The following is a 21475-nucleotide window of genomic DNA, read 5'->3' on the forward strand; positions in this document are numbered from 1 at the left end:
GTTCAGACCCGCTCCGGCGGAAAGGCGGTGGCGATCAGGCGGGCGATGTCCTCGGGCGAGGCGCCGGCGTCGATGGGAAGCGCCGGCGCGCCGGCGATCGTCGCGGTGTCCGTGGACCCGACCGAAGCCGCAATGCGCGCGCGGTGGCGGGTGCCGTCCGGCAGGCGGATCGGGTAGCTGCCGCGCGGCAGGTCCCGCGTCGCGCCGTCGCCGACGGACAGAAGGCGCGGCACCCGGTACCGCGACAGCGCCGCGAGCCGGTCGGCAAGACCCTCTCCGCCGCTGTCGAAGCCCGAGGCGATCACCACCTCGGCCCCGCGCGGCGCGATCCGCTCGAGCCGCGAGAGCCCCGCGACCAGCGGCGGATCGTCTTGCGCGCCGGCCAGCGCCAGGGCCAGCGCCGCCTCGTGCGCGCGCACGAGCCCGCCGATTACCTCCAGCATTCCCCGTGTGCGCCCCCGCGCGGGGACCGCCACCGGATCCCCGGCCGACAGCGCCAGAAGGCCGACGCGGCCGCCCTCCTCCACCACCCGCCAGCCGATGAGCGTCAGCGCCTCGGCGGCGGCGACGGAGCGGAAGGCGCGGCGCGTGCCCCAGAGCATCGCCGGCCGCATGTCGGCGACCAGCAACGTGACGCGATCGCGCTCCTCCTGGAAGCGGCGCACATGCAGCCGCCCGCTGCGCGCGGTGGCCCCCCGGTCGAGGTGGCGCACGTCGTCGCCGGGCACGTAGACCCGGACGTCCGCGACCTCCTGCCCGTGGCCGCGCCGCTTCGTCACGAAGCCCCCCGGCAGCGCCGACAGCGGCACCGTCCCGCCGGGCCGGAGCGCCAGCCGCCGCAGGGCGATCAGCGCTTCGGCCCGCAGCGCCACGCCCGGCGCGTCGAGCGCGGCGGCACTCACAGCGGCTCCACCGAGTCGAGGATGTCGGCAACCAGCGCGCGCGGCGTGCGCCCCTCCGCTACCGCGCGCCAGGTCAGCACGAGCCGATGCGCGAGCGCGTCGCCCGCCACGTCGGCCACGTCCTCGGGCAGCGCGTGGTCGCGGCCGTGAAGGTAGGCCCGCGCCTTGGCCGCCGCGGCAAGGGCGAGCGACCCTCGCGGGCTGACCGCGTGCTCGATCTCAATCGCGAAGGGCGCAGAGCGCGTCGCGGTGACGAGCCGGACGATGTAGTCGCGCAAGGGCGGCGCAAGGTGCACCGCCATCGCCGCCGCCTTCGCCGCGTTCAGATCGGACAGGCCGAGCCGCGCCGCGGGCACCGGATCGCCCTGCCCTTCGGCCTCCACCATGTCGAGGATGCGCCGCTCGGTCGCGGCGTCCGGCAGGTCCAGCAGCACGTGCATCAGGAAACGGTCGAGCTGCGCCTCGGGCAGCGGGAAGGTGCCGTCATGTTCGATCGGGTTCTGGGTGGCCACCACCAGGAACGGGTCGGGCAGCGGATGGGTCGTGTCGCCCGCCGTAACCTGCCGTTCGGCCATCGCCTCCAGCAGCGCGGACTGCACCTTGGGCGGGGCGCGGTTGATCTCGTCCACCAGGACGAGGTTGTGAAAGACCGGACCGGGCACGAATTCGAATCGCCCGTCCTCGGGCCGCCACACCGGCGTGCCGGTGAGGTCCGAGGGCATCAGGTCGGGCGTGCACTGGATCCGGGCGAACCCGCCATCGACCGCGCGCGCCAGCCACTTGACCGCGCGGGTCTTGGCAAGGCCGGGCGCACCCTCCACCAGCAGGTGCCCTCCGGCCAGAAGCCCGATCAGCAGTCGCTCGATCAGCACCTCGTGCCCGACGAGTCCCTGCCCCAGATACGCCGAGAGATCCGCCACACCGGGCGGCGCCGTCACCTGAACCATGTCTCCTCCCTCGGCCGCAGGACGGGCCCCTGATCTGCAGCCTAGACCGGCAAACTCGGTCCCACAAAGACAGCCCAAGGTCTCAGTCGAAGGGGATCACACATTCTGGATCGAACAACATCTCGAAATCGGCATTCGCCAGTGTGGTCCGCGTCCGGTCCGTCAGCGCCTCGTACCGCGCATCGATGAAGTCGAGGAAGGCGGCGTCGTTCGTTTCCTCCACCGGGGAGGACGCCACCGCGTGCAGCATGAACACGTCGAAGGCGCAGAGGCCCGTCGGGTTGGAGTTCAGGATCCCCTCCATGAACATCCGGCTTTCCCAGGGCAGATCCATCAGGTTGGTGGGATATTCCTCGAGCTTCGACAGGAAGGCGGCATCGCGGTCGAAATGCAGGATGTCCATACCGAAGGTGAAGGACTGGAACAGCTCCTCAATGAGGATGGAACGGTAGAACGCCCGTTCGGTCCGTGTGACCGCGTTTGACGCGGCCTGCTTGACCATCAGGTGCGTGCCGGAGCCACGTCGGCCGAAGAAGGTCTGCGCCATTGCCGGCGAGACCGCCATGTAGCTGCGTCCCGTGGGCAGGCCGAGTTTCAGGACCTCGTTCATCCAGTGCAGATCGTCGGTCAGGGCGGCATTCGGCGGCCGCCGGGAATAGAGCCGCAGGATCACCGTACGCCCGGTTCCGCAAGCCCGCGCGGAGGGCCCTGCATAGCGCATCGGCAGCGTCTTTCCCGAGGCGTCCCGCATCAGCGCGCGGAATTCGTCCAGCACGGCGCGCGTCTGCCGATTCGGCGCCTCACCGACGACGCAGATGGCCGCACCCGCCATGTCACGGCCGTTGATGCGCACCGGGATCGACATGTCGCGCCCGATCATCGTGGTCCGCAGCTCGTAGACCCAACCCTTGCGCGCCATCTGCAGGACGGTGTCGCGCCCGCTCGCGGCGTCGGAGGCCGTGGACATCAGAAAGACAAGGGCCAGCACGGATCGCAGCATCGGCTTCCTCCCTGTTCGACCAAGGATAGGGGGCGGAGGGTAGCCGTCCACTCGTGAGATCGGCGGCACGGTGCCGCACACGCACTGCGAACCTGCTGGGCAATGCGCCTCGGAACGATCAGATTCCGGGCGCTTCGCTGCGTTGCAGCATAGAGCGCCCGCCGGTCGGAAAGGGTCTTAAGACCTCTGGGCGTAGGGTGCGTTGACGTGACAGAGTATCAATCCTCGGAGGTTTGCATGATCGAACTCGTCTTCATCGCCTGTCTCGCCTCGGCTCCCGACGAATGTCGGGAACGCAGCTTGATGTTCACCGACGTGACACCGCGTCAATGCCTGATGGGCGCGCAGCCCGAACTGGCCCGCTGGGTCGGCGCGCATCCCGGTTACCGTATCGCCAGCTGGGCCTGCCGCGACGCCCGGACCGCGGAACGCAAGATCTGATCGCCGGCACGTTGGATCCCGGGGCTTGCCTTGCGAGGATTCGGGTGCCGGAGGGCAGCCGAAACAACCGCGGAAGCTGTCAGGCGGCGGTGCCGCCGCGTGGATTGCGGCGCAGGATGGAGGCGTTGAGCGCACAAGCGACGCTGACCCAGCCGAGATACGGCACGAACAGAATGCCGGCGATCGTGTCGAGCCGCCACAGCGCGATCATGCAGGCGGCTACCGCGAGCCAGAGCGCGCCGAGCACGACCATGCCGACGCGGATCCGGTGCAGTCCGAAGAAGATCGGTGTCCAGAGCGTGTTGAGCGCGATCTGAAGCGCCCACAGGGCCATCGCGACGGCGTTGTCGTCCAGCATCGCCACGCGCGCACCGGCCGCCGCCATGCAGATGTACAGCGTGGTCCATGCGACGGGAAACAGCCAGTCGGGCGGCGTCCAGGCCGGTTTCGACAACTGGCGATACCATTCCCCCGGCGGGAAGATCGCGCCGGTGGTGCCGGCGGCGACACAGGCCGCCAGGAAGATCACGAAAACGATCCATATCATGCAGTTGAGCTAGCCCGAACGACAAGAGCGATCAAGCCACGCCCGGTCCGGCAATCAACGTCCTGAATCCGCGACTTCGGGTGGCGCTCACGCGCCGCCGCACGCATCGGGGCAGGGGACACAGCCCGCATCAATCCCTGCAAAGGCGGTTTCCGCTTGAACCCGTCCGGGGACCGGCAGATTGGAAGATCATGCCGCTTCTGTCCTTCCTTCGCGACAATGCCCGGTGGCTGCTGGCCGGCGGATTGCTGACCTTCCTGTCGAGCTTCGGGCAGACCTTCTTCATCTCGGTCTTCGCCGGGGACATCCGCGCGGCCTTCGATCTCAGCCACGGCGCCTGGGGCGGGATCTATTCGCTCGGGACCACGGTCTCGGCGATGCTGATGATCGGGGCCGGGGGCCTGACCGACCGGTTCCGGTCGCGGGCGCTGGGGGGCATCGGGCTGGTGTGCCTGGCGCTGGCCTGTCTCGCGATGGCAGGCACCACGTCGGCCTGGATGCTGCCGGTGGCGATCCTTGCGCTGCGCTTCTTCGGGCAGGGGATGATGGGGCTCATCGCCATGGTGTCGATGTCGCGCTGGTTCGTCGCCGCGCGGGGGCGGGCGCTGTCGGTCGCGGGGCTGGGCGTGACGCTGGGGCAGGCGGTGCTGCCGGTGATCTTCGTGGCGCTGCTGCCGCTGATGGACTGGCGGATGCTGTGGGTGATCGCGGCAGGCATCACGATCCTCGGGGTACCGCTGCTGCTGGTGCTTCTGCGGACCGAGCGGACGCCGCAGAGCCACGCGGCCGAGAGCGACGCCACCGGCATGGAAGGGCGGCACTGGAAGCGCGGCGAGGTGCTCCGGCACCCGTTCTTCTGGCTGATGGGGCCGGCGCTACTGGGGCCGCCGGCCTTCGGGACCGCGCTCTTCTTCCAGCAGGTGCATTTCGTGGAGGTGAAGGGCTGGCACCTGATCGAGTTCGTCAGCTTCATGCCGCTCTTTACGCTGGTCACGGTCGGGTCGATGATGCTGTCGGGCGGCGCGATCGACCGGTTCGGCACGGCGCGGGTGCTGCCGGTCTATCTCGTGCCGTCGATCCTTGCCTTCCTGTTCTTCGGGGCCGGCGATGCGCTCTGGACGGCGGCCGCCGGACTGGTGTTGCTGGGCATGACGCAAGGAATGCAGGCGACGCTGCCGAACGCGCTCTGGGCGGAGTTCTTCGGCACGCGGCACCTCGGCGCGATCAAGTCGATGGGCACGGCCATCATGGTGTTCGGCACCGCCATCGGACCGGGGCTGACCGGGGTGCTGATCGACCTCGGCATCGGGATCGAGGCGCAGTACCTTGGCGTCGCCGTCTATTTCGCTTGCGCGGTGGCGGCGATCCTTGCAGGGCTCGCGCTGGTGCGCCGCCGTTCCGGCATCCCGCGCGTCGAGGAGCCGGCAGGCTAGGGCGCCTCAGCGCCGACGGCGAAGGTAAACGTAGTAGGCGCCCTGACCGCCGTGCTTGATATGCGCCTCGGAGACCTGGAGCACCATCGCGCCGAGGGGCGGCGCGCGCAGCCACATCGGCACCTGCGTCTTCAGCACCCCCCGCCGGCGCGGCATCGGATCGTAGGGATCCTCCCGCTGACCCTTGCCGGTGATCACCAGGACGAGCCGCAGTCCCTTGGCCTGCGCCGAGAGGATGAAGCCCATCAGCGCGGGATGGGCTTCGTCGAGCGTCATGCCATGCAGGTCGATGCGCGCCTCGGGCGCGAGCTTGCCGCGTTTGAGCCGCCCGTAGGCCTTGGAATCCATGTCGACCCGGCTTTCCGACAGCCGATCCGAGGTCGATTGCGGCAGTGATACCGAATTTGCCGACCGCGCCCGTTCCCCGATCCGGAAGCGGGGCGGCTCCTTCGGCGTCGGCGACGTGGAATCGTGGGTCAGGGGACGTTGCACCGTCTTCGGGCCGGGGACCTGGTTGCGCGTCGGGCTGCCGCTCTGGCCCGGCAGCCGCTTCGCCGTGCGGGCCACCTGATTCCAGAGCTCCACTTCGTCGCGGCGCGGGCGGCGCCCCTTCATTGCACCGCTTCCGGCAACAGGGCGTAGGCGCGCTGGATCGGCAGCAGAACCACCATCCGGCCGGGATCGCGGTAGGTTCCGGCCTGTGCCCCGGCGGCCGATCCCGTGCCGACGAAGATGTCGGCGCGCTGCGCGCCCTGGATGGCAGACCCGGTATCCTGCGCGACCATCAGGCGGTTCAGCGGTCCTCCGCCCTCCTTCTCGATCCACACAGGGGCGCCGAGCGGGACGTAATCGGGATCGACGGCGATACTGCGCATCGGCGTGATGGACCGGTTCATCGCCCCGAGCGGACCCTTGTCGGCCGGCACCTCGCTGACCTCGCGGAAGAACACGTAGGAGGGGTTGTGCATCAGAAGCTCCTCGCCCTCGCCGGGGTTGTCGCGGACCCAGTTGCCGATGACCTCGGCCGAGGCCTCGTGCGGCTCAAGCGTGCCGCGGCGGATAAGTTCCTGACCGATGGAGCGGTAATCGTGCCCGTTAAACCCGCCGTAGCCGACACGGACCACGCTTCCGTCGGGAAACCGGATGCGCCCCGAGCCCTGGATCTGCAGGAAGAACAGCTCCACCGGGTCGTCGACCCAGGCGATCTCGAGCTCGCGACCGACCATGACCGGGGAGGACAGGATGTCCCGTCGCGTCAGCCAGGGCGTGTCGTCCTGCACCTCGGGCGGCTTGCGATAGACCGGGTAGCGATAGGTCGGGGAGGCGTGCGGCGCGCCGTCGAGCTCGGGTTCGAAATAGCCGGTGAACAGCGCCTCCTCGGAGCCATGGGTGATGCGCACCGGGCGAAAGAAAAGCTCGAAGAACTGTCGCGCGTCGTCGCGGTGATCCGCCGCGGCGGAGCAGAGCGCCCGCCAGTCCGGATCTCGCAGATCCCGGCAGGTGTTCAGGAAGGTGTCGAGGGCGGCGGCGTGATCGTCCTCGGCCCACCCGTCCAGATCCGAGTAACCGAGGATCTCGTGATGCGGAGCCTCCGGCTCCCCGGGTTCGGAGCCGGGCGCGGGCGGGGCGGCCATTGCCCAGAGCCCCGCGAGGAGCGCCGCCCGAAGCCTCATTCCCCCGTGGCGACCAACTGCCAGTTGGGATCGTCGCTGCCCATGGTCCGGGCGAAGGTCCAGAGATCCTTCTGCCGTTTGATCTGACTGGAACTGCCTTCCACGATCGTACCGTCGCGATCCTTCACCACCTGCGTCAATTCGCCGACGAACCGCACGGTGATCTCCGCCAGCTGCGAATCAGGGTCGAGCGTCGCCTCGGTGAGCGTGGTCTCGCGCACACCCACGAACTCCGCCTCGATGGTCAGCCCCTGTTCCTCGCGCGCATGCACGACTTCCGCGAAGCTCTCGTAGACGTCGGGCGCGAGATAGGGCTGGATCTCTTCGAGCTTGCCGCGTTCGAACGCCATCAGGATCATCTCGTAGGCGCCGCGGGCGCCCGACAGGAAGTCGGCGACGCCGAAGGACGGCTCCAGTTGCTTCATCCTCGCCAGTGCCTTGGCGGACTCGCTGCCCTCGGGGACATGATCGACGATATCGCGATCCGGCCCGCCCTCAATCACCTCGAAGCCGCGGCGGTCGGCGGTCTTGCCGCTCGACGGCGGTGCGGGCGGCTTCTCGTAGCCTTCGCGGGTACCGAGCACGTTTTTCAAGCGCAGGATGAGGAAGACGGCGATCCCCGCCAGGACAAGTAACTGCAACATGGGGGAATTCATCAAGGCCTCACGTCGGGTGCATGGAAAGCGGCGAACTTCGGCCTTATGTAGGCGTTGGGCGCGGCCAAGTCTACCGGCCCGCCCATCGGAGTGGAGGTCGTCCCCATGTGGCTATTCGTAGCGTTTCTGGCGGTTCCCCTGGTGGAAATCGCGTTGTTCATCCAGATCGGCGGCCTGATCGGGCTTTGGCCGACGCTCGGGATCGTGATCCTGACGGCATTGATCGGCACCTGGCTGGTCCGGTCGCAGGGCGCGATGGCGATGAATGACATCCGCCGGTCGTTCAACGAACTTTCGGATCCGACGGAGCCCATCGCCCACGGTGCGATGATCCTGATCGCCGGGGCGCTGCTGCTCACGCCCGGTTTCTTCACCGACGCGGTCGGCTTTTCGCTGCTTATGCCGCCGGTGCGCAAGATGGTCATGCGCCATGCTTCGCGGCATGTGAAGATGCGCCGGTTCGAGATGGGCGGGGCAGGCGACCCGCGCCGCCGCCAGCCGCACCCAGGGCGCGACCCGAACCGCCCCGGAACGCCGCCCGGGGACGATATCATCGAGGCGGAATACGAGGACGTCTCTCCGCCGCCGAACAAGCAGCCGACGCATCCCGGATCGGGTTGGACAAAGCACTGAAAAGCGGCCCGCCGCGGGCCGCGGCCGGCTTGCTAATGTTCTGCCCGCCTTGCTAAGGCTCTTGCGAAGATGTCTCAGGGAGCCCCGTGATGAGCGATACCAGTACCAATCCGCCGGAAAACGGCGCCGCCGCGCCGGAACAGACGCCGCAGATCAAGATGAACGTCCTCGCGCAGTACATCCGCGACATGTCGTTCGAGAACATTCTCGCGCAGAAGGGCTCATCGGGAAATGCCCAACCGGATGTGCAGGTGCAGGTGAACCTTGACGCCAAGAAGCGTCAGACCGAGCACCAGTACGAAGTGGTGATGAAGCTGAAGGTCGACAGCAAGGCCAAGGAATCCGGCGACCAGCTGTTCCTGATGGAAATCGACTATGCCGGCATCTTCCACATCGAGAACGTGCCGGAAAACCAGCTGCATCCTTTCCTGCTGATCGAATGCCCGCGGATGCTCTTCCCGTTCGTGCGCCGCATCGTGGCGGACCTGTCGCGAGACGGCGGCTTCCCGCCACTGAACCTCGAGACGATCGACTTCGTCCAGCTCTACCGTTCGGAGATCCAGCGCCGTCAGCAGGCGCAGGCAGCCACTCAGCCGACCGAAACGCAGGGCCAGGCCTGACTCAGAGCCGTGACCAGAGGGCGTTTTCGCCCAGTGCATCGACAAAGGCGGCGTGAGCCGCCTTTTCCTTTTCCGTGATTCGCGGCGGCAAAGGCGTTGGACGCGGGCGCGGGCGCCAGTTGTCGGACTGGCCCGCCGCGGCGCCGGACGTGTCGGTCGACAGCGCGAAATCGGGCTGCTTGCCGCCGATCAGCTCCAGGTAGACCTCGGCCAAGATCTCGCTGTCGAGAAGCGCGCCATGCAGCGTGCGCGACGAATTGTCGATCGCAAACCGCCGGCAGAGTGCGTCGAGAGAGGCAGGCGAGCCGGGGAACTTCGCGCGGGCGATGGCCAGGGTGTCGACGGCCTGCTCCCACGGCAATTGAGGCTTTTTCAGCCAGCCCAGCTCCGCGTTCAGGAATTTCATGTCGAAGGCCGCGTTGTGGATGACGATCTTGGCGTCGCCCACAAAGGTCAGGAACTCGTCCGCGATCTGCGCGAAGACGGGCTTGTCGCGCAGGAAATCGTCGCCGAGGCCGTGCACCTCGAATGCCTCCTGCGGCATGCCGCGTTCGGGGTTGATGTACTTGTGGAATGTCTGGCCGGTGGCGACGTGGTTCCACAGCTCGACCGCGCCGATCTCCACGATCCGGTCGCCCTGTTCGGGATCGAAGCCGGTGGTTTCGGTGTCGAGAACGATTTCGCGCATCTCAGAACCTTCCGATCTGGTCGAGCACAGCTTGCACGTCCCGGGCGGCACTCTCAAGCGAGGTGGTGTCGATGACGAAATCCGCGCGGGCGCATTTCTCTTCGTTGGGCAACTGCTTGGCCCGGATCGCCTCAAACTGCGCGCGCGTCATCGTACCGCGGGCGAGCACCCGCTCGGCCTGCGTTTCACGTGAAACGTCGACGCAGGCGGTGGCGTCCATCTCGACGTCCGATCCGGTCTCGAAAAGAAGCGGGATGTCGAACACGGCGACAGGCGCCCCCGTCTCCTCGGCGAAGCGGGCGCGGTCGTTGCGGACGAGCGGATGCACGATGGACTCGATCTCGCTGAGGGCATCGGGATCGGCGTCGATGAGGCGGCGCAGCGCCGGGCGGGAGACGGCACCCTTCTCGATCGCGTTGGGAAACCGCGCGCCGAGCGGGGCAACGGCAGCACCGCCGGCCGCGTAGAGCCGATGAACGGCTTCATCCGCATCCCAGACGGCACAACCACGCTCCGCGAACATCGAGGCGGTGGTCGATTTTCCCATGCCGATGGAGCCGGTGAGACCGAGCTTGAAGGTCATCGCAACACCGCGTCGCGGGTCTCGTCGTCGACCTCGGGCCGGACTCCGAACCAGCGTTCGAAGCCGGGCACCGCCTGGTGCAGCAGCATGCCGAGCCCGTCGACCACCGTCGCCCCCCGGTCCGCCGCAACGCGCAGGAGCCGGGTTTCGAGCGGGGCATAGACGAGATCGTTGACCACCGTCCCCGGCCCGATCCCGTTCAGCGGCACGCTCAGCTCCGGATGGCCGACCATGCCGAGCGAGGTCGTGTTGACCACCAGCCGTGCCTCGCCGAGAGCGTTGCCGGCCTGGTCCCAATCGACCACGCGAACCCGCGACCCGAATAGGTCGGCCAACCGCTCGGCCCGGTCCCGGGTCCGGTTGGTGAGCCGGACCTCCGGCACGCCGGCATCCAGAAGCGCCGCCAGCACCGCACGCGCGGCACCACCAGCACCGAGCACCACGGCCGCGCCCGTATCGCCCCGCCAGTCCGGCACACAATGCTGCAGGTTGGCGATGAAGCCGTATCCGTCCGTATTGTCGGCCTCGATCGTGCCATCCTCATGAAAGACCAGCGTGTTCGCCGCCCCGACGAGCTTCGCGCGCTCCGTGACCGTGTCGGCGATCTCGCAGATCGCTTCCTTGTGGGGGATCGTCACGTTGGCGCCGACGAAGCCCATCTCGGGCAGGGTGCGCACGATCCGATCCAGCGCCTCCGGCGCGATATCGAGCGGGATGTAATGCCCCGGCAAGCCGTGCTTGCGCAGCCAGTAGCCGTGCAGGCGCGGAGACCGGGAATGGGCGATCGGATGCCCGATCACGGCCGCGAGCGGGATGCGGGCAGGGGCGCTGTCAGTCATCCCGGAAGATCTCCGCGCAGGACGAGGTGGTTCAGAAACTCCAAGAGCGGCAGCCCGAGGATGGTGAAGTGATCGCCGTCGACACGGGCGAAGAGACGAACGCCCTCGGCCTCCAGCTTGTAGCCACCGACCGAGCTGGCGACATCCGGCCAGGCGCGGTCGAGATAGCTGTCGAGGTAATCCTCAGAGAACGCCCTCATCGTCAGCGTGGCGGTGCCCACGTGACGCCAGGTCGGCGCACCGTCCTCGTAAAGCACCGCAGCCGAGAGCAGTTGGTGACGGCGGCCGCGCAGCTCCAGCAATTGCGCGCGTGCGTCCTCCCGACTCCCGGGCTTGCCCAGGACACGGCCGTCCAGCGCGAGCACCTGGTCGCATCCCAGGACGCTGGCCGACGGCTCCCGTCCGGCAACCTTCTGCGCCTTCATCTCCGCGAGCGCATCGGCAATGTCGCGCGGCGTGGCCTCTTCGGCCTCGAGCCCCGCACGCATCGCGGGTTCGTCGATTCGCGCAGGGGCGGTGCGGTGCGGCACATCAGCTGCCCTCAGCATCTCCGAGCGCGTGATCGAACCTGATGCGAGGACGAGATCGAACGACATCTTGGGGACAACCCGGTTGGTAAATCGCGGTAAGGTCTGGGCGCGGTTCTGGGGAAAGACGCGAGGCGATGCAAGTCGGGGGAGGACTCGCCCGGACGTGCACCGTGCCTCCCGCCGGCATCCCGACGTGGAGAGGATAAATCAGCGCCTGTGAACAACAGGGCTTCACTGTCGTCAGGCAAAAGAAATCCACAGGCCCCTGGATCACGGGCGGACACTCATCTTTCTGGATTAATTGGATAATATTGTCAGACGGCCGTGTTTGCATGAATTTCTCCAGAGACTTGTCCTCAGAAGCTCCGGGTTGGGGAGAAGCCGATGGGCGGTTTCGAAATCCACAAGGCGGGCGGCCCCTACTATCCAAATCATCCTTTCTTTAAAATGGTATTGAAGAAGGTGTTGCGGGTCGTTCGATTGACTCCGCTCGGCATTACGCCTATGTGACCTCAGCCTCTCGTCCGAGAGCGCACCATCCCGTTGAACGATGATCAGAGACGCCGCACACCCCTGCGGCAGACACCATGGCATGCCGCACCCGCGCCGGCATGGGAGTACCCGGATGAACCTCGAGAAGCTGAACCTGTCCGATCTGAAGGCGCAAAGCCCGAAGGCCCTCCTGGCGCTGGCCGAGGAGCTCGAGATCGAGAATGCCTCGACCATGCGGAAAGGCGAGATGATGTTCCAGATCCTGCGCGAGCGCGCGGACGAGGGATGGGACATCTACGGGGACGGAGTGCTGGAGGTGCTGCAGGACGGGTTCGGATTCCTGCGCTCGCCCGAAGCGAACTATCTTCCGGGACCGGACGACATTTACGTGTCGCCGGAGATGATCCGGAAATTCTCGCTGCGGACCGGCGATAGTGTCGAGGGTCAGATCCGCGCGCCGGAAGAGGCGGAGCGATACTTTGCCCTGATAGATGTCGGTCAGATCAATTTCGAGGATCCCGAGCGGGCGCGGCACAAGATTGCCTTCGACAACCTGACGCCGCTCTATCCCGATGAGCGGCTACAGATGGAGCTCGACGATCCCACGGTGAAGGATCGTTCCGCGCGGATCATCGACCTGGTCGCGCCGATCGGGAAGGGCCAGAGGTCGCTGATCGTGGCGCCGCCGCGGACCGGTAAAACGGTGCTGCTGCAGAACATCGCGACGTCGATCGAGCGCAACCATCCCGAATGCTACCTGATCGTGCTGCTCATCGACGAGCGGCCCGAGGAGGTCACCGACATGCAGCGCTCCGTGAAGGGGGAGGTGATTTCCTCCACCTTCGACGAGCCGGCGACGCGTCACGTGGCGGTGAGCGAGATGGTGATCGAGAAGGCCAAGCGGCTCGTGGAGCACAAGCGAGATGTTGTGATCCTTTTGGATTCGATCACAAGACTTGGACGTGCGTACAACACGGTGGTGCCGTCGTCCGGGAAGGTCCTGACCGGGGGTGTCGATGCGAACGCCCTGCAGCGGCCGAAGCGGTTCTTCGGGGCCGCGCGGAACATCGAGGAAGGCGGATCGCTGACCATCATCTCCACCGCTCTGATCGACACCGGCAGCCGGATGGACGAGGTCATCTTCGAGGAATTCAAGGGCACGGGCAACTCCGAGATCGTGCTGGACCGCAAGGTCGCGGACAAGCGGGTGTTCCCGGCAATGGACATCCTCAAATCTGGCACGCGAAAGGAGGAGCTGCTCGTCGACAAGGGCGACCTGCAGAAGACCTTCGTGCTGCGGCGGATCCTCAACCCGATGGGGACCACGGATGCGATCGAGTTCCTGATCTCAAAGTTGAAACAGACGAAGACGAACTCCGAGTTCTTCGATTCGATGAACACCTGAGCGAGGCGCCATGGACACGATCTTTGCCCTGGCCAGCGCGCCGGGGAAGGCGGGCGTGGCTGTGGTTCGAATATCGGGACCGGCTGCCTGGTCTGCCGGGCGGGCGCTGGCGGGAACCCTGCCGGCGCCACGCCAGGCCGGTTTGAGGCGCTTGCACGATCATGGCGGCGGCTTTCTGGACGAAGCGCTGGTGCTGGCTTTTGAAGCAGGGCGCAGCTTTACCGGCGAGGAATCGGTGGAGCTGCATTTGCACGGCTCGGCAGCGATCGTGCAGGCGGTGCTGAAGGAGCTGGCCGCGGAGTCCGGATTGCGACCGGCAGAGCCCGGGGAGTTCACACGGCGCGCCATGGAAAACGGGCGCCTCGACCTGGCCCAGGTCGAGGCTCTGGCTGATCTGATCGAAGCCGAGACCGAGGCGCAACGACAGCAGGCATTGCGGGTTTTTGCCGGGGCCTTGGGTGACAAGGTGGCCAGGTGGCGCGCGGATCTCGTGCGGGCGGCATCCTTGCTGGAAGCCGTGATGGACTTTGCCGACGAGGAGGTTCCGACGGATGTTTCGCCGGAGGTGATCGAACTGATCGACCGCGTTCAGCACGCCCTCGAAACGGAGGTACGAGGATTCGAGAGCGCGGAGCGGGTACGGTCCGGGTTCGAGATCGCGATTGTCGGTGCACCGAACGTGGGCAAGTCGACCTTGCTGAATACGCTTGCGGGACGCGATGCAGCGATCACGTCCGAAGTGGCGGGAACGACGCGCGACGTGATCGAGGTCCGGATCGACCTTGGAGGCTTGGCCGTGACAATTCTGGACACGGCGGGGCTTCGGGAGACGGAGGACAGAGTCGAAGCACTGGGCGTGGCCCGCGCCCGGGATCGCGCGGAAAGAGCGGATTTGCGCGTATTCCTGTCTGAGCAGGACGAAGCGCCGGATGACATTGCAGCACGTCCCGGAGACCTGTCTTACAGGACGAAAGCCGACCTCACCGGCGACGGGAAAGGTATATCCGCGAGGACGGGGCAGGGGATTGAGCGCGTTGTCTCGGATATCCGTGCGGCACTCGTGGATCGAGCGGCTGGCGCCGGCCTTGTCACGCGAGAGCGTCACCGGCTGGCCATGACCCATGGCATCGAGCGGCTCCGGGCCGCCGCCGACGTGGTGAGGCAAGGGCCGGAGATGTATGATATCGGGGCGGAAGAGCTCCGATCCGCGATTCGGCGCCTGGATTCGGTGATAGGTCGTGTGGACGTGGACTCGGTGCTCGACGAAATCTTCTCGAGCTTCTGTCTCGGCAAGTGATGGAGTGTTTCACGTGAAACATGAAGCCTACGACGTGATCGTGATCGGCGGCGGACATGCCGGAGCGGATGCCGCGCACGCGTCCGCCCGGATGGGCGCACGAACGGCGCTCGTGACGATGTCCGAGAGCGGCATCGGCGTGATGTCTTGCAACCCGGCGATCGGAGGCCTCGGCAAGGGACATCTGGTCCGCGAGATCGATGCGCTCGACGGTGTCATGGGGCGAGTCGCGGATCGGGCCGGCATTCAGTTCAGGCTCCTCAATCGCCGAAAGGGCCCCGCCGTACAGGGACCACGAGCGCAGGCGGATCGAGAGTTGTATCGCGCGGCCATGCTGGCGGAGATGAAAGCGCAGCCGCTGCTCGATATCGTGTCGGGCGAGGTTGTCGACCTGGATATGGATAGCGGTCGTGTGACGGGTGTGATTCTTGCGGATGGGAGTCGGATCACGACGCGAGCGGTTGTCCTGACCACCGGGACGTTCCTGCGCGGGGTCATTCATGTCGGGGATGAGCGTCGATCCGGTGGGCGCATGGGCGATAAGGCATCGGAGCGCCTGGCAGCGCGGATCGATGCGCTCGGGCTGCCACTGGGTCGGTTGAAAACGGGCACGCCGCCTCGGATCGATGGCCGGACGATAGATTGGGACAGACTGGAGCGACAGCCGGGCGACGACAATCCGGTCCTCTTTTCCTTCCTGTCGGGCGCACCCGCCGCCCGCCAGGTCTCCTGCGCCATCACTCACACGAACGGGAGGACGCACGAGATCATCAAGGAGAACCTCCATCGTTCGGCGATGTATGGCGGTCGGATCGATGGCGTGGGGCCGCGTTACTGCCCATCCATAGAGGACAAGGTGGTGCGCTTTGCGGACAAGGAATCGCACCAGATCTTCCTCGAACCGGAAGGGCTCAACACGTATCTCGTTTATCCCAATGGGATTTCGACGTCGCTGCCTCCGAGCGTTCAGGAGGATTACGTGCATTCTGTGGTCGGTCTCGAAACTGCGAGGATCGAACAACCGGGCTACGCAATCGAGTATGACTACGTCGATCCGCGGGCGCTGGACCTGACCCTCAGGGTCAGGGATTGCGAGGGCCTGTTCCTGGCCGGTCAGATCAATGGCACGACGGGCTACGAAGAGGCCGCGGCGCAGGGTGTGGTTGCCGGACTCAACGCGGCGCAGGCCGCTCGGGGCGGCGATCCTGTGACGTTCAGTCGGGCCGACAGCTATATCGGTGTGATGATCGATGATTTGACCACTCGCGGCGTTGTCGAACCGTACCGGATGTTCACGTCTCGCGCTGAGTTCCGTCTTTCTCTGCGCGCGGATAACGCGGACCAGAGATTGACGCCTGTCGGGCTGAAGGCCGGATGTGTTGGCGAGACCCGGCGGACAGTGTTCGAGCGGAAGATGGAGGCGCTGGGTGCAGCGCGAGGACTCCTGGAATCGATGAACCTTACACCGAAAGAGGTGCGAGGGCTCGGGATCGAAGTTGCCCAGGATGGCAGTCGTCGCAACGGGATGGATCTTCTGGCTTTTCCGCAAACGACGTTCGACCAGTTGGTCGGTGCGGCGTCGGAGCTCGGGAATGTGACGCCCGAGATTCGAGCGCAGGTCAAGAACGATGCGATCTACGCAAATTACATTGAGCGGCAGAAACAGGACGTGGCCGTTCTCCGGCGTGAAGAGGAGACGCAAATTCCGCTGGATTTCGATTTTCAGGCCCTGAACGGGTTGTCGAACGAATTGAAGATGAAACTGACGGCGACGCGTCCGGTCAATCTGGCACAGGCCGGACGGATCGACGGCATGACTCCGGCGGCCATGACGCTGATCCTGTCGCGGCTCCGCCAGGTTGCTCAGTCGAAATCGGCATGAACGAGATCCGCACCGGGGCAGGGCGTCCCGTTGTTTCACGTGAAACATCGGAGCGGCTCGCCATCTACGCCAAGCTCGTCCGCAAGTGGTCTCCCCGCATCAATCTCGTTGCTCGCTCGACCCTCCCGGTTCTGGAGAGCCGGCACATCGCGGATTCCGCACAACTCTTCGCTCTCGCTCCTGCTGCGGCGAGTTGGGCGGATCTCGGAACCGGAGCGGGCTTTCCGGGGCTCGTTTGCGCCATCCTCGCGGCGGAGGATCGCCCCGCTACTACCTTCACTCTCGTCGAATCGGACCAACGAAAGTCCGCCTTCCTGCGTACGGCCATACGGGAAACGGGTCTTTCCGTTAGTGTCGTCACCGAGCGGGCGGAATCCTTGGCACCGCTGGCCAGCAGCGTACTGAGTGCGCGCGCCCTCGCGGATTTGTCCACCCTCCTGGATCTGACCGAACGCCACTTGGCCCCTAGCGGAACCGCTCTGTTCCCGAAGGGTGCGACGTGGGAAAAAGAGGTGGCGGAGGCGCGTGCCAGATGGTCTTTTTCGGTGACCGCGCATACAAGTGAAACACACCCTGATGCCGTAATCCTTCAGATTGGAGATGTCGCCCATGTCTGATCCGACCCGCCTGGAAGGTCCGAAGATCATCGCGATTGCCAACCAGAAGGGGGGCGTCGGGAAAACGACGACGACGATCAATCTCGGTGCCGCACTCGCCGAACAGGGGCTCAATGTCCTGATCGTCGATCTCGATCCGCAGGGTAATGCGTCGACCGGCCTCGGGATCGAACCCGATGAGCGGCAATACACGACATACGAACTCCTGCTCGATGACGTCGCTCTCGAGGATGTCATTCGCAAGACCGAAACGCCCGGTGTTGCCCTGATCCCGGCGACCATCGATCTCAGCAGTGCCGACATCGAACTGTATTCAAACGAGAAGCGCAGCTTTTTGCTGCATGATGCGCTGCGCCAGCCGGCCCTCGACAGCTTCGGCTACGATTACATCCTGATCGATTGTCCGCCTTCCCTGAACCTCCTGACGGTGAATGCCATGGTGGCGGCGCATTCCGTGCTCGTCCCGCTGCAGTCGGAGTTCTTCGCCCTCGAAGGTCTCTCCCAGCTCATGCTGACGATTCGGGAGGTCCGCCAATCGGCCAATCCCGACCTCCGGATCGAGGGCGTGGTCCTGACCATGTACGACGCCCGCAACAACCTGTCGCAACAGGTAGAGGCGGATGCCCGCGCAAACCTTGGTGATCTCGTGTTCGACACCGTGATCCCGCGGAATGTTCGCGTTAGCGAAGCCCCTTCCTACGCCATGCCGGTCCTCGCCTATGACAGCCAGTCGAAAGGCGCCTCCGCTTATCGGACACTGGCCGCGGAACTCCTCAAAAAGAACACAAAACTCGCGGCCTGAGAAGAGGAACGAGCAGATGGCAGACAAACGCGAAACTCGCCGCGGCCTGGGCCGCGGTCTCTCCGCGCTGATGGCGGATGTGGAGCCGGCGCCGCAGACGGAGGCGCCGCAGGAGGCGCCCCGACGCGCCGACCGGCTTATTCCGATCGAGAACATCGTTCCCAACCCGGACCAGCCGCGGCGCACTTTCACCGAGGAACAACTGACCGAGCTTGCCGCCTCGATCCGCGCCAAGGGCGTGATCCAGCCGATCATCGTCCGTCAGAAGCCCGACGCAGCGGATATGTTCGAAATCGTGGCCGGGGAACGGCGCTGGCGCGCGGCCCAACTGGCCAATCTCCACGAGATGCCGGCCTTGGTGCGCGAGTTCACCGACACCGAGGTTCTCGAGGTTGCGATCATCGAGAACATCCAACGCGCCGACCTCAACGCCATTGAGGAAGCGGCCGGTTACCGGCAACTGATGTTCAAGTTCGGGCACACGCAGGAAAAGCTGGCCGAAGCGCTCGGCAAGAGCCGCAGTCACATCGCAAATCTGCTGCGCTTGCTCAATCTTCCCGAGGATGTTCAGGCCTTGGTCAGCGGTGGGGATCTTTCCGCAGGCCATGCACGCGCCCTGATAACGGCGCAGGATCCCTCTGCGCTGGCCCGTCGCGTCGTCGACAAGAAACTATCGGTGCGGGACACGGAGAAACTCGCCAGGATCGGTGGCGAAGAGAGCCCGCAGCTGAAGAAACGCGGCCGCCATGATATGCGGCTCGAGAAGGATGCCGACACCAAGGCTCTGGAAGGGGATCTCTCGGCGGCGCTCGGGATGAAGGTCAGCCTGGAGCACAAGCCGGGGGATGAAGCGGGGCGGATGGTGATCGGCTACGATACGCTGGAACAGCTGGATGCCCTGTGCGCGATCCTCGGATCGGGGCGCTGACGGTCAGGGCAGGAGCTCGGTCACCACGGCGTTCAGCACAAGACGCCCCCTGGTGGTGGCGCGCAGCCGGGGCCCGCGACGCTCCAACACCCCCATTTCCTGCATGTCGATGATCCGGTCCTGGGGCACGCTTCCCGGCGCGAGGCCTTCCCAGCGATCCAGATCTATGCCTTCCAGAAGGCGCATGCCCATCATCAGGTATTCGCCGACCTGGTCAAGCGGCGCGACGGGATCGTCGACCCGGTCGCCGCAGCCTGTCTCTGCCTTCTCCAGCCAGGCGCCCGGATTGCGCCATCCGGCTGTGGCGCGCTTCTCACCCTCAAGAGTGAGCCGACCATGCGCGCCGGGGCCGATGCCGGCGTAATCTCCGTAGCGCCAATATACCAGGTTATGGCGGGATTCCGCCCCCGGCATGGCATGGTTCGACACTTCGTAGGCCGGGCGTCCCGCCGCATCGCAGATTTCCTGCGTCCTGTCGTAGAGATCCGCGGACAGGTCCTCGTCCGGCAGCCCGCGCAGCGTCCCGGTTCTGGCGCGGTCCCAGAATGCGGTGCCTTGTTCGATGGTCAGCTGGTAAAGCGAGAGATGATCGACCGCCATGGACAGCGCCTCGCGCAGTTCCGCCTCCCAGGCCGCAAGATCCTGGTCCTGCCGGGCGTAGATCAGATCGAAGCTCACCCGCGGAAAGATGTCGCGGGCCACGTCATAGGCGGCGCGGGCCTCCGCAACCGAATGCAGCCGGCCCAGGCGCCGCAGGTCGGAATCGTTCAGTGCCTGGAGGCCCATCGACAGCCGGTTCACTCCGGCACTTGCGAAGCCGCGAAATCGGCCGGCCTCGACGGAACGCGGGTTGGCTTCGAGCGTGATCTCGGCTTCCGGCGAAAGGTCCCAGCCCTGGCGCACCGCGGTCAGGATCCTGTCCACCAGTTCGGGCGACATCAGGCTCGGCGTGCCGCCCCCGAAGAAGACAGTATCCAGCCGACGTGGCCCAGTCCGCCGGGCTACACGCGCGATTTCCGCCTCGAAGGCGGCACCCCAGCGTGCCTCATCGATTTCACGAACGACGTGCGAGTTGAAGTCGCAATAGGGGCACTTGGCCTCGCAGAAAGGCCAATGCAGGTAGAGCCCGAAGCCGCCGGCTTGCCAATCCTCAGCCAAAGATCGCCGACACGAACTTGCGCATCGCGTCCGCGCGATGGCTGATCTCGTTCTTCTTCCAGCGATCCATCTCTGCGAAGGTCAGGTCGTAGCCCTCCGGCTGGAAGATAGGATCGTAGCCGTGCCCCTGGTCGCCGCGCATCGGCCAAACCACGCGCCCCTCCATGACGCCGGGAAAGACCGCGTCGCTGCCATCGGGCCAGGCGAGGACGAGGGTACAGCAGAAACGCGCGCTCCAGGGTTCCGTTGCGCCTATTTCGACGAGGCGGGCATGGGTTTTCTTCATCGCCATGACAAAATCGCGCCCCGACCCCGTCTCGGCCCAGTCGGCGGTGTAGACGCCGGGCGCTCCGTCCAGGGCGTCGATCTCGATCCCCGAATCGTCGGCGAGGGCCGGCAGGCCCGTCGCGCTGGCGGCGGCATGGGCCTTGATCCGGGCGTTCTCCACGAACGTGGTCCCGGTCTCTTCGGGCTCCGGCAGGTCCCGGTCCGCGGCCCCGACGACGTGCACCCCGTGCGGCGCGAGCAGCGCTTCCATCTCCTCGAGCTTGCCGCGATTGTGCGTCGCGATCAGGAGCGTGTCGCCGCCGATGCCCTTGCTCATGCCAGCGCCGCCTGCTGCGCCGCGACCAGCTCGCCGACTCCCTTTTCCGCCAATTCCACGAGCCGGTCGAGCTCGGAACGGGAGAAGGTCGCGCCTTCGGCCGACATCTGCACCTCGATCAGCCGTCCATCGCCGCGCAGGATGAAATTGCCGTCGACGCCGGCCTCGCTGTCTTCGGCGTAGTCGAGATCGAGCACCGGCTGACCGGCATACATCCCGCAACTCACCGCCGCGACCGGAGAGACCAGCGGATCGCTGATCACGTCGCCGGCCTTCATCAGCGCGTTCACGGCCATCCGCAGCGCGACCCATCCGCCGGTGATCGAGGCGCAGCGGGTGCCGCCGTCGGCCTGGATCACGTCGCAATCGACGGTGATCTGCCGTTCACCCAGGGCAACGCGGTCGACCCCGGCACGCAGCGAACGGCCGATCAGCCGCTGGATCTCGACCGTGCGGCCACCCTGCTTGCCGGCCGTCGCCTCGCGCCGCATGCGCGAGGTTGTGGAGCGCGGCAGCATGCCGTATTCCGCCGTCACCCAGCCAAGGCCCGAGCCCTTGATGAACGGCGGCACGCGATCCTCGATCGTCGCGGTGCACAGCACATGCGTGTCGCCCACGCGGATCATGCAGGACCCTTCGGCATGCTTGGTCACGCCGGTCTCGATGGACACGTCGCGCATCTCGTCTAGGTTCCGTCCCGAAGGCCGCATTGCACTCTCCCGCTTGTCTGTCGCTCGCGGACTTAACGAAGCGGAGCAGGGGTGCCAAGGGCGATTGACGCTGCCCGGACACTCGCCT

The 21475-nt window shown here is 66.1% G+C and carries 25 protein-coding genes; 11 read left to right on the top strand and 14 right to left on the bottom strand.

Annotated elements, in window-relative coordinates; all coding sequences use genetic code 11:
* Positions 1 to 2 precede the first annotated feature (2 nt).
* From F3H57_RS03220 to F3H57_RS03230, 3 genes are all read right to left on the bottom strand, one after another.
* Complete coding sequence (locus F3H57_RS03220; RefSeq protein WP_149754452.1) at positions 3 to 902, bottom strand: DUF58 domain-containing protein; 900 nt, start codon at positions 900 to 902, stop codon at positions 3 to 5.
* Complete coding sequence (locus tag F3H57_RS03225; protein ID WP_149754453.1) at positions 899 to 1849, bottom strand: AAA family ATPase; 951 nt, start codon at positions 1847 to 1849, stop codon at positions 899 to 901. The genes F3H57_RS03220 and F3H57_RS03225 overlap by 4 nt, the downstream gene beginning before the upstream one ends.
* A gap of 82 nt (positions 1850 to 1931) precedes the next feature.
* The gene (locus F3H57_RS03230) at positions 1932 to 2849 is read right to left on the bottom strand and encodes a hypothetical protein (RefSeq protein WP_149754454.1); all 918 of its coding nucleotides are present in this window, start codon (positions 2847 to 2849) and stop codon (positions 1932 to 1934) included.
* 237 nt (positions 2850 to 3086) lie between these two features.
* Here F3H57_RS03230 and F3H57_RS03235 point away from each other — a divergent pair, with 237 nt between their 5' ends.
* Positions 3087 to 3290, top strand: coding sequence for a hypothetical protein (locus tag F3H57_RS03235; RefSeq protein WP_149754455.1), 204 nt, complete (start codon positions 3087 to 3089; stop codon positions 3288 to 3290).
* Between the two features lie 79 nt (positions 3291 to 3369).
* Here the strand turns inward: F3H57_RS03235 and tspO are convergent, their stop codons facing one another.
* The gene (gene tspO, locus F3H57_RS03240) at positions 3370 to 3837 is read right to left on the bottom strand and encodes a tryptophan-rich sensory protein TspO (RefSeq protein WP_149754456.1); all 468 of its coding nucleotides are present in this window, start codon (positions 3835 to 3837) and stop codon (positions 3370 to 3372) included.
* A 191-nt stretch (positions 3838 to 4028) separates the two neighbouring features.
* Here tspO and F3H57_RS03245 point away from each other — a divergent pair, with 191 nt between their 5' ends.
* Complete coding sequence (locus tag F3H57_RS03245) at positions 4029 to 5270, top strand: MFS transporter (RefSeq protein WP_149754457.1); 1242 nt, start codon at positions 4029 to 4031, stop codon at positions 5268 to 5270.
* A 6-nt stretch (positions 5271 to 5276) separates the two neighbouring features.
* Here the strand turns inward: F3H57_RS03245 and F3H57_RS03250 are convergent, their stop codons facing one another.
* The 3 genes from F3H57_RS03250 to F3H57_RS03260 are packed head-to-tail and all read right to left on the bottom strand — an operon-like array spanning position 5277 to position 7599.
* Positions 5277 to 5885, bottom strand: a complete 609-nt coding sequence (locus tag F3H57_RS03250) for a Smr/MutS family protein (protein ID WP_149754458.1) — start codon at positions 5883 to 5885, stop codon at positions 5277 to 5279.
* Positions 5882 to 6943, bottom strand: coding sequence for a murein transglycosylase A (gene mltA, locus F3H57_RS03255; RefSeq protein ID WP_149754459.1), 1062 nt, complete (start codon positions 6941 to 6943; stop codon positions 5882 to 5884). The genes F3H57_RS03250 and mltA overlap by 4 nt, the downstream gene beginning before the upstream one ends.
* Positions 6940 to 7599, bottom strand: coding sequence for a Tim44/TimA family putative adaptor protein (locus tag F3H57_RS03260; RefSeq protein WP_149754460.1), 660 nt, complete (start codon positions 7597 to 7599; stop codon positions 6940 to 6942). The genes mltA and F3H57_RS03260 overlap by 4 nt, the downstream gene beginning before the upstream one ends.
* A 105-nt stretch (positions 7600 to 7704) precedes the next feature.
* Between F3H57_RS03260 and F3H57_RS03265 the strand changes: the two genes are divergently transcribed.
* Together F3H57_RS03265 and secB are read left to right on the top strand one after the other, a co-directional pair.
* Complete coding sequence (locus tag F3H57_RS03265; protein ID WP_149754461.1) at positions 7705 to 8232, top strand: FxsA family protein; 528 nt, start codon at positions 7705 to 7707, stop codon at positions 8230 to 8232.
* Between the two features lie 89 nt (positions 8233 to 8321).
* A complete protein-coding gene (gene secB / locus F3H57_RS03270) occupies positions 8322 to 8852 on the top strand; it encodes a protein-export chaperone SecB (RefSeq protein ID WP_149754462.1) in 531 nt (176 codons plus the stop codon).
* A gap of 1 nt (position 8853) precedes the next feature.
* Here secB and dnaQ read toward each other — a convergent pair whose 3' ends face one another.
* From dnaQ to F3H57_RS03290, 4 genes are read right to left on the bottom strand one after another with little or no spacing between them, the layout of a single operon-like run.
* A complete protein-coding gene (gene dnaQ / locus F3H57_RS03275) occupies positions 8854 to 9540 on the bottom strand; it encodes a DNA polymerase III subunit epsilon (RefSeq protein WP_149754463.1) in 687 nt (228 codons plus the stop codon).
* Between the two features lies 1 nt (position 9541).
* Positions 9542 to 10123 (bottom strand): dephospho-CoA kinase, encoded by a 582-nt coding sequence (gene coaE / locus F3H57_RS03280; protein WP_149754464.1) that lies wholly within the window; start codon positions 10121 to 10123, stop codon positions 9542 to 9544.
* Positions 10120 to 10962, bottom strand: coding sequence for a shikimate dehydrogenase (locus F3H57_RS03285; RefSeq protein ID WP_149754465.1), 843 nt, complete (start codon positions 10960 to 10962; stop codon positions 10120 to 10122). The genes coaE and F3H57_RS03285 overlap by 4 nt, the downstream gene beginning before the upstream one ends.
* Positions 10959 to 11558: a Maf family protein gene (locus F3H57_RS03290; RefSeq protein ID WP_149754466.1), complete on the bottom strand. Its 600-nt coding sequence runs from the start codon at positions 11556 to 11558 to the stop codon at positions 10959 to 10961. The genes F3H57_RS03285 and F3H57_RS03290 overlap by 4 nt, the downstream gene beginning before the upstream one ends.
* 318 nt (positions 11559 to 11876) lie before the next feature.
* On the opposite strand from F3H57_RS03290, the gene F3H57_RS22740 reads away from it, so the two are divergent.
* The 7 genes from F3H57_RS22740 to F3H57_RS03320 all read left to right on the top strand — a co-directional run bounded on the left by F3H57_RS22740 (position 11877) and on the right by F3H57_RS03320 (position 18915).
* Positions 11877 to 12002: a hypothetical protein gene (locus tag F3H57_RS22740; RefSeq protein ID WP_262504485.1), complete on the top strand. Its 126-nt coding sequence runs from the start codon at positions 11877 to 11879 to the stop codon at positions 12000 to 12002.
* 115 nt (positions 12003 to 12117) lie between these two features.
* Positions 12118 to 13389: a transcription termination factor Rho gene (rho, locus tag F3H57_RS03295; RefSeq protein WP_149754467.1), complete on the top strand. Its 1272-nt coding sequence runs from the start codon at positions 12118 to 12120 to the stop codon at positions 13387 to 13389.
* A 10-nt stretch (positions 13390 to 13399) separates the two neighbouring features.
* The gene (gene mnmE, locus F3H57_RS03300; RefSeq protein ID WP_149754468.1) at positions 13400 to 14686 is read left to right on the top strand and encodes a tRNA uridine-5-carboxymethylaminomethyl(34) synthesis GTPase MnmE; all 1287 of its coding nucleotides are present in this window, start codon (positions 13400 to 13402) and stop codon (positions 14684 to 14686) included.
* A 13-nt stretch (positions 14687 to 14699) separates the two neighbouring features.
* Positions 14700 to 16568, top strand: a complete 1869-nt coding sequence (gene mnmG, locus F3H57_RS03305) for a tRNA uridine-5-carboxymethylaminomethyl(34) synthesis enzyme MnmG (RefSeq protein WP_149754469.1) — start codon at positions 14700 to 14702, stop codon at positions 16566 to 16568.
* Complete coding sequence (gene rsmG / locus F3H57_RS03310) at positions 16565 to 17185, top strand: 16S rRNA (guanine(527)-N(7))-methyltransferase RsmG (protein ID WP_149754470.1); 621 nt, start codon at positions 16565 to 16567, stop codon at positions 17183 to 17185. The genes mnmG and rsmG overlap by 4 nt, the downstream gene beginning before the upstream one ends.
* A complete protein-coding gene (locus tag F3H57_RS03315) occupies positions 17178 to 17987 on the top strand; it encodes a ParA family protein (RefSeq protein WP_149754471.1) in 810 nt (269 codons plus the stop codon). Before rsmG ends, F3H57_RS03315 begins: the two co-directional genes overlap by 8 nt.
* A 16-nt stretch (positions 17988 to 18003) precedes the next feature.
* On the top strand, positions 18004 to 18915 hold the full coding sequence (locus F3H57_RS03320) for a ParB/RepB/Spo0J family partition protein (RefSeq protein WP_149754472.1): 912 nt from the start codon (positions 18004 to 18006) through the stop codon (positions 18913 to 18915).
* A gap of 3 nt (positions 18916 to 18918) precedes the next feature.
* On the opposite strand, the gene hemW is transcribed toward F3H57_RS03320, so the two are convergent.
* Genes hemW through rph form a run of 3 tightly spaced genes read right to left on the bottom strand, consistent with a single transcriptional unit; the run spans position 18919 to position 21387 of the window.
* On the bottom strand, positions 18919 to 20073 hold the full coding sequence (gene hemW, locus F3H57_RS03325) for a radical SAM family heme chaperone HemW (protein ID WP_149754473.1): 1155 nt from the start codon (positions 20071 to 20073) through the stop codon (positions 18919 to 18921).
* Complete coding sequence (rdgB, locus tag F3H57_RS03330; RefSeq protein ID WP_149754474.1) at positions 20066 to 20677, bottom strand: RdgB/HAM1 family non-canonical purine NTP pyrophosphatase; 612 nt, start codon at positions 20675 to 20677, stop codon at positions 20066 to 20068. Before rdgB ends, hemW begins: the two co-directional genes overlap by 8 nt.
* Positions 20674 to 21387 carry a ribonuclease PH gene (rph, locus tag F3H57_RS03335; protein WP_149754475.1) on the bottom strand — a complete coding sequence of 238 codons (714 nt, stop codon included), beginning with the start codon at positions 21385 to 21387 and terminating at the stop codon, positions 20674 to 20676. The genes rdgB and rph overlap by 4 nt, the downstream gene beginning before the upstream one ends.
* Between the last annotated feature and the right edge of the window lie 88 nt (positions 21388 to 21475).

The sequence above is a fragment of the Roseivivax sediminis genome (assembly GCF_900112685.1).
In the GTDB taxonomy this organism is placed as follows: domain Bacteria; phylum Pseudomonadota; class Alphaproteobacteria; order Rhodobacterales; family Rhodobacteraceae; genus Roseivivax; species Roseivivax sediminis.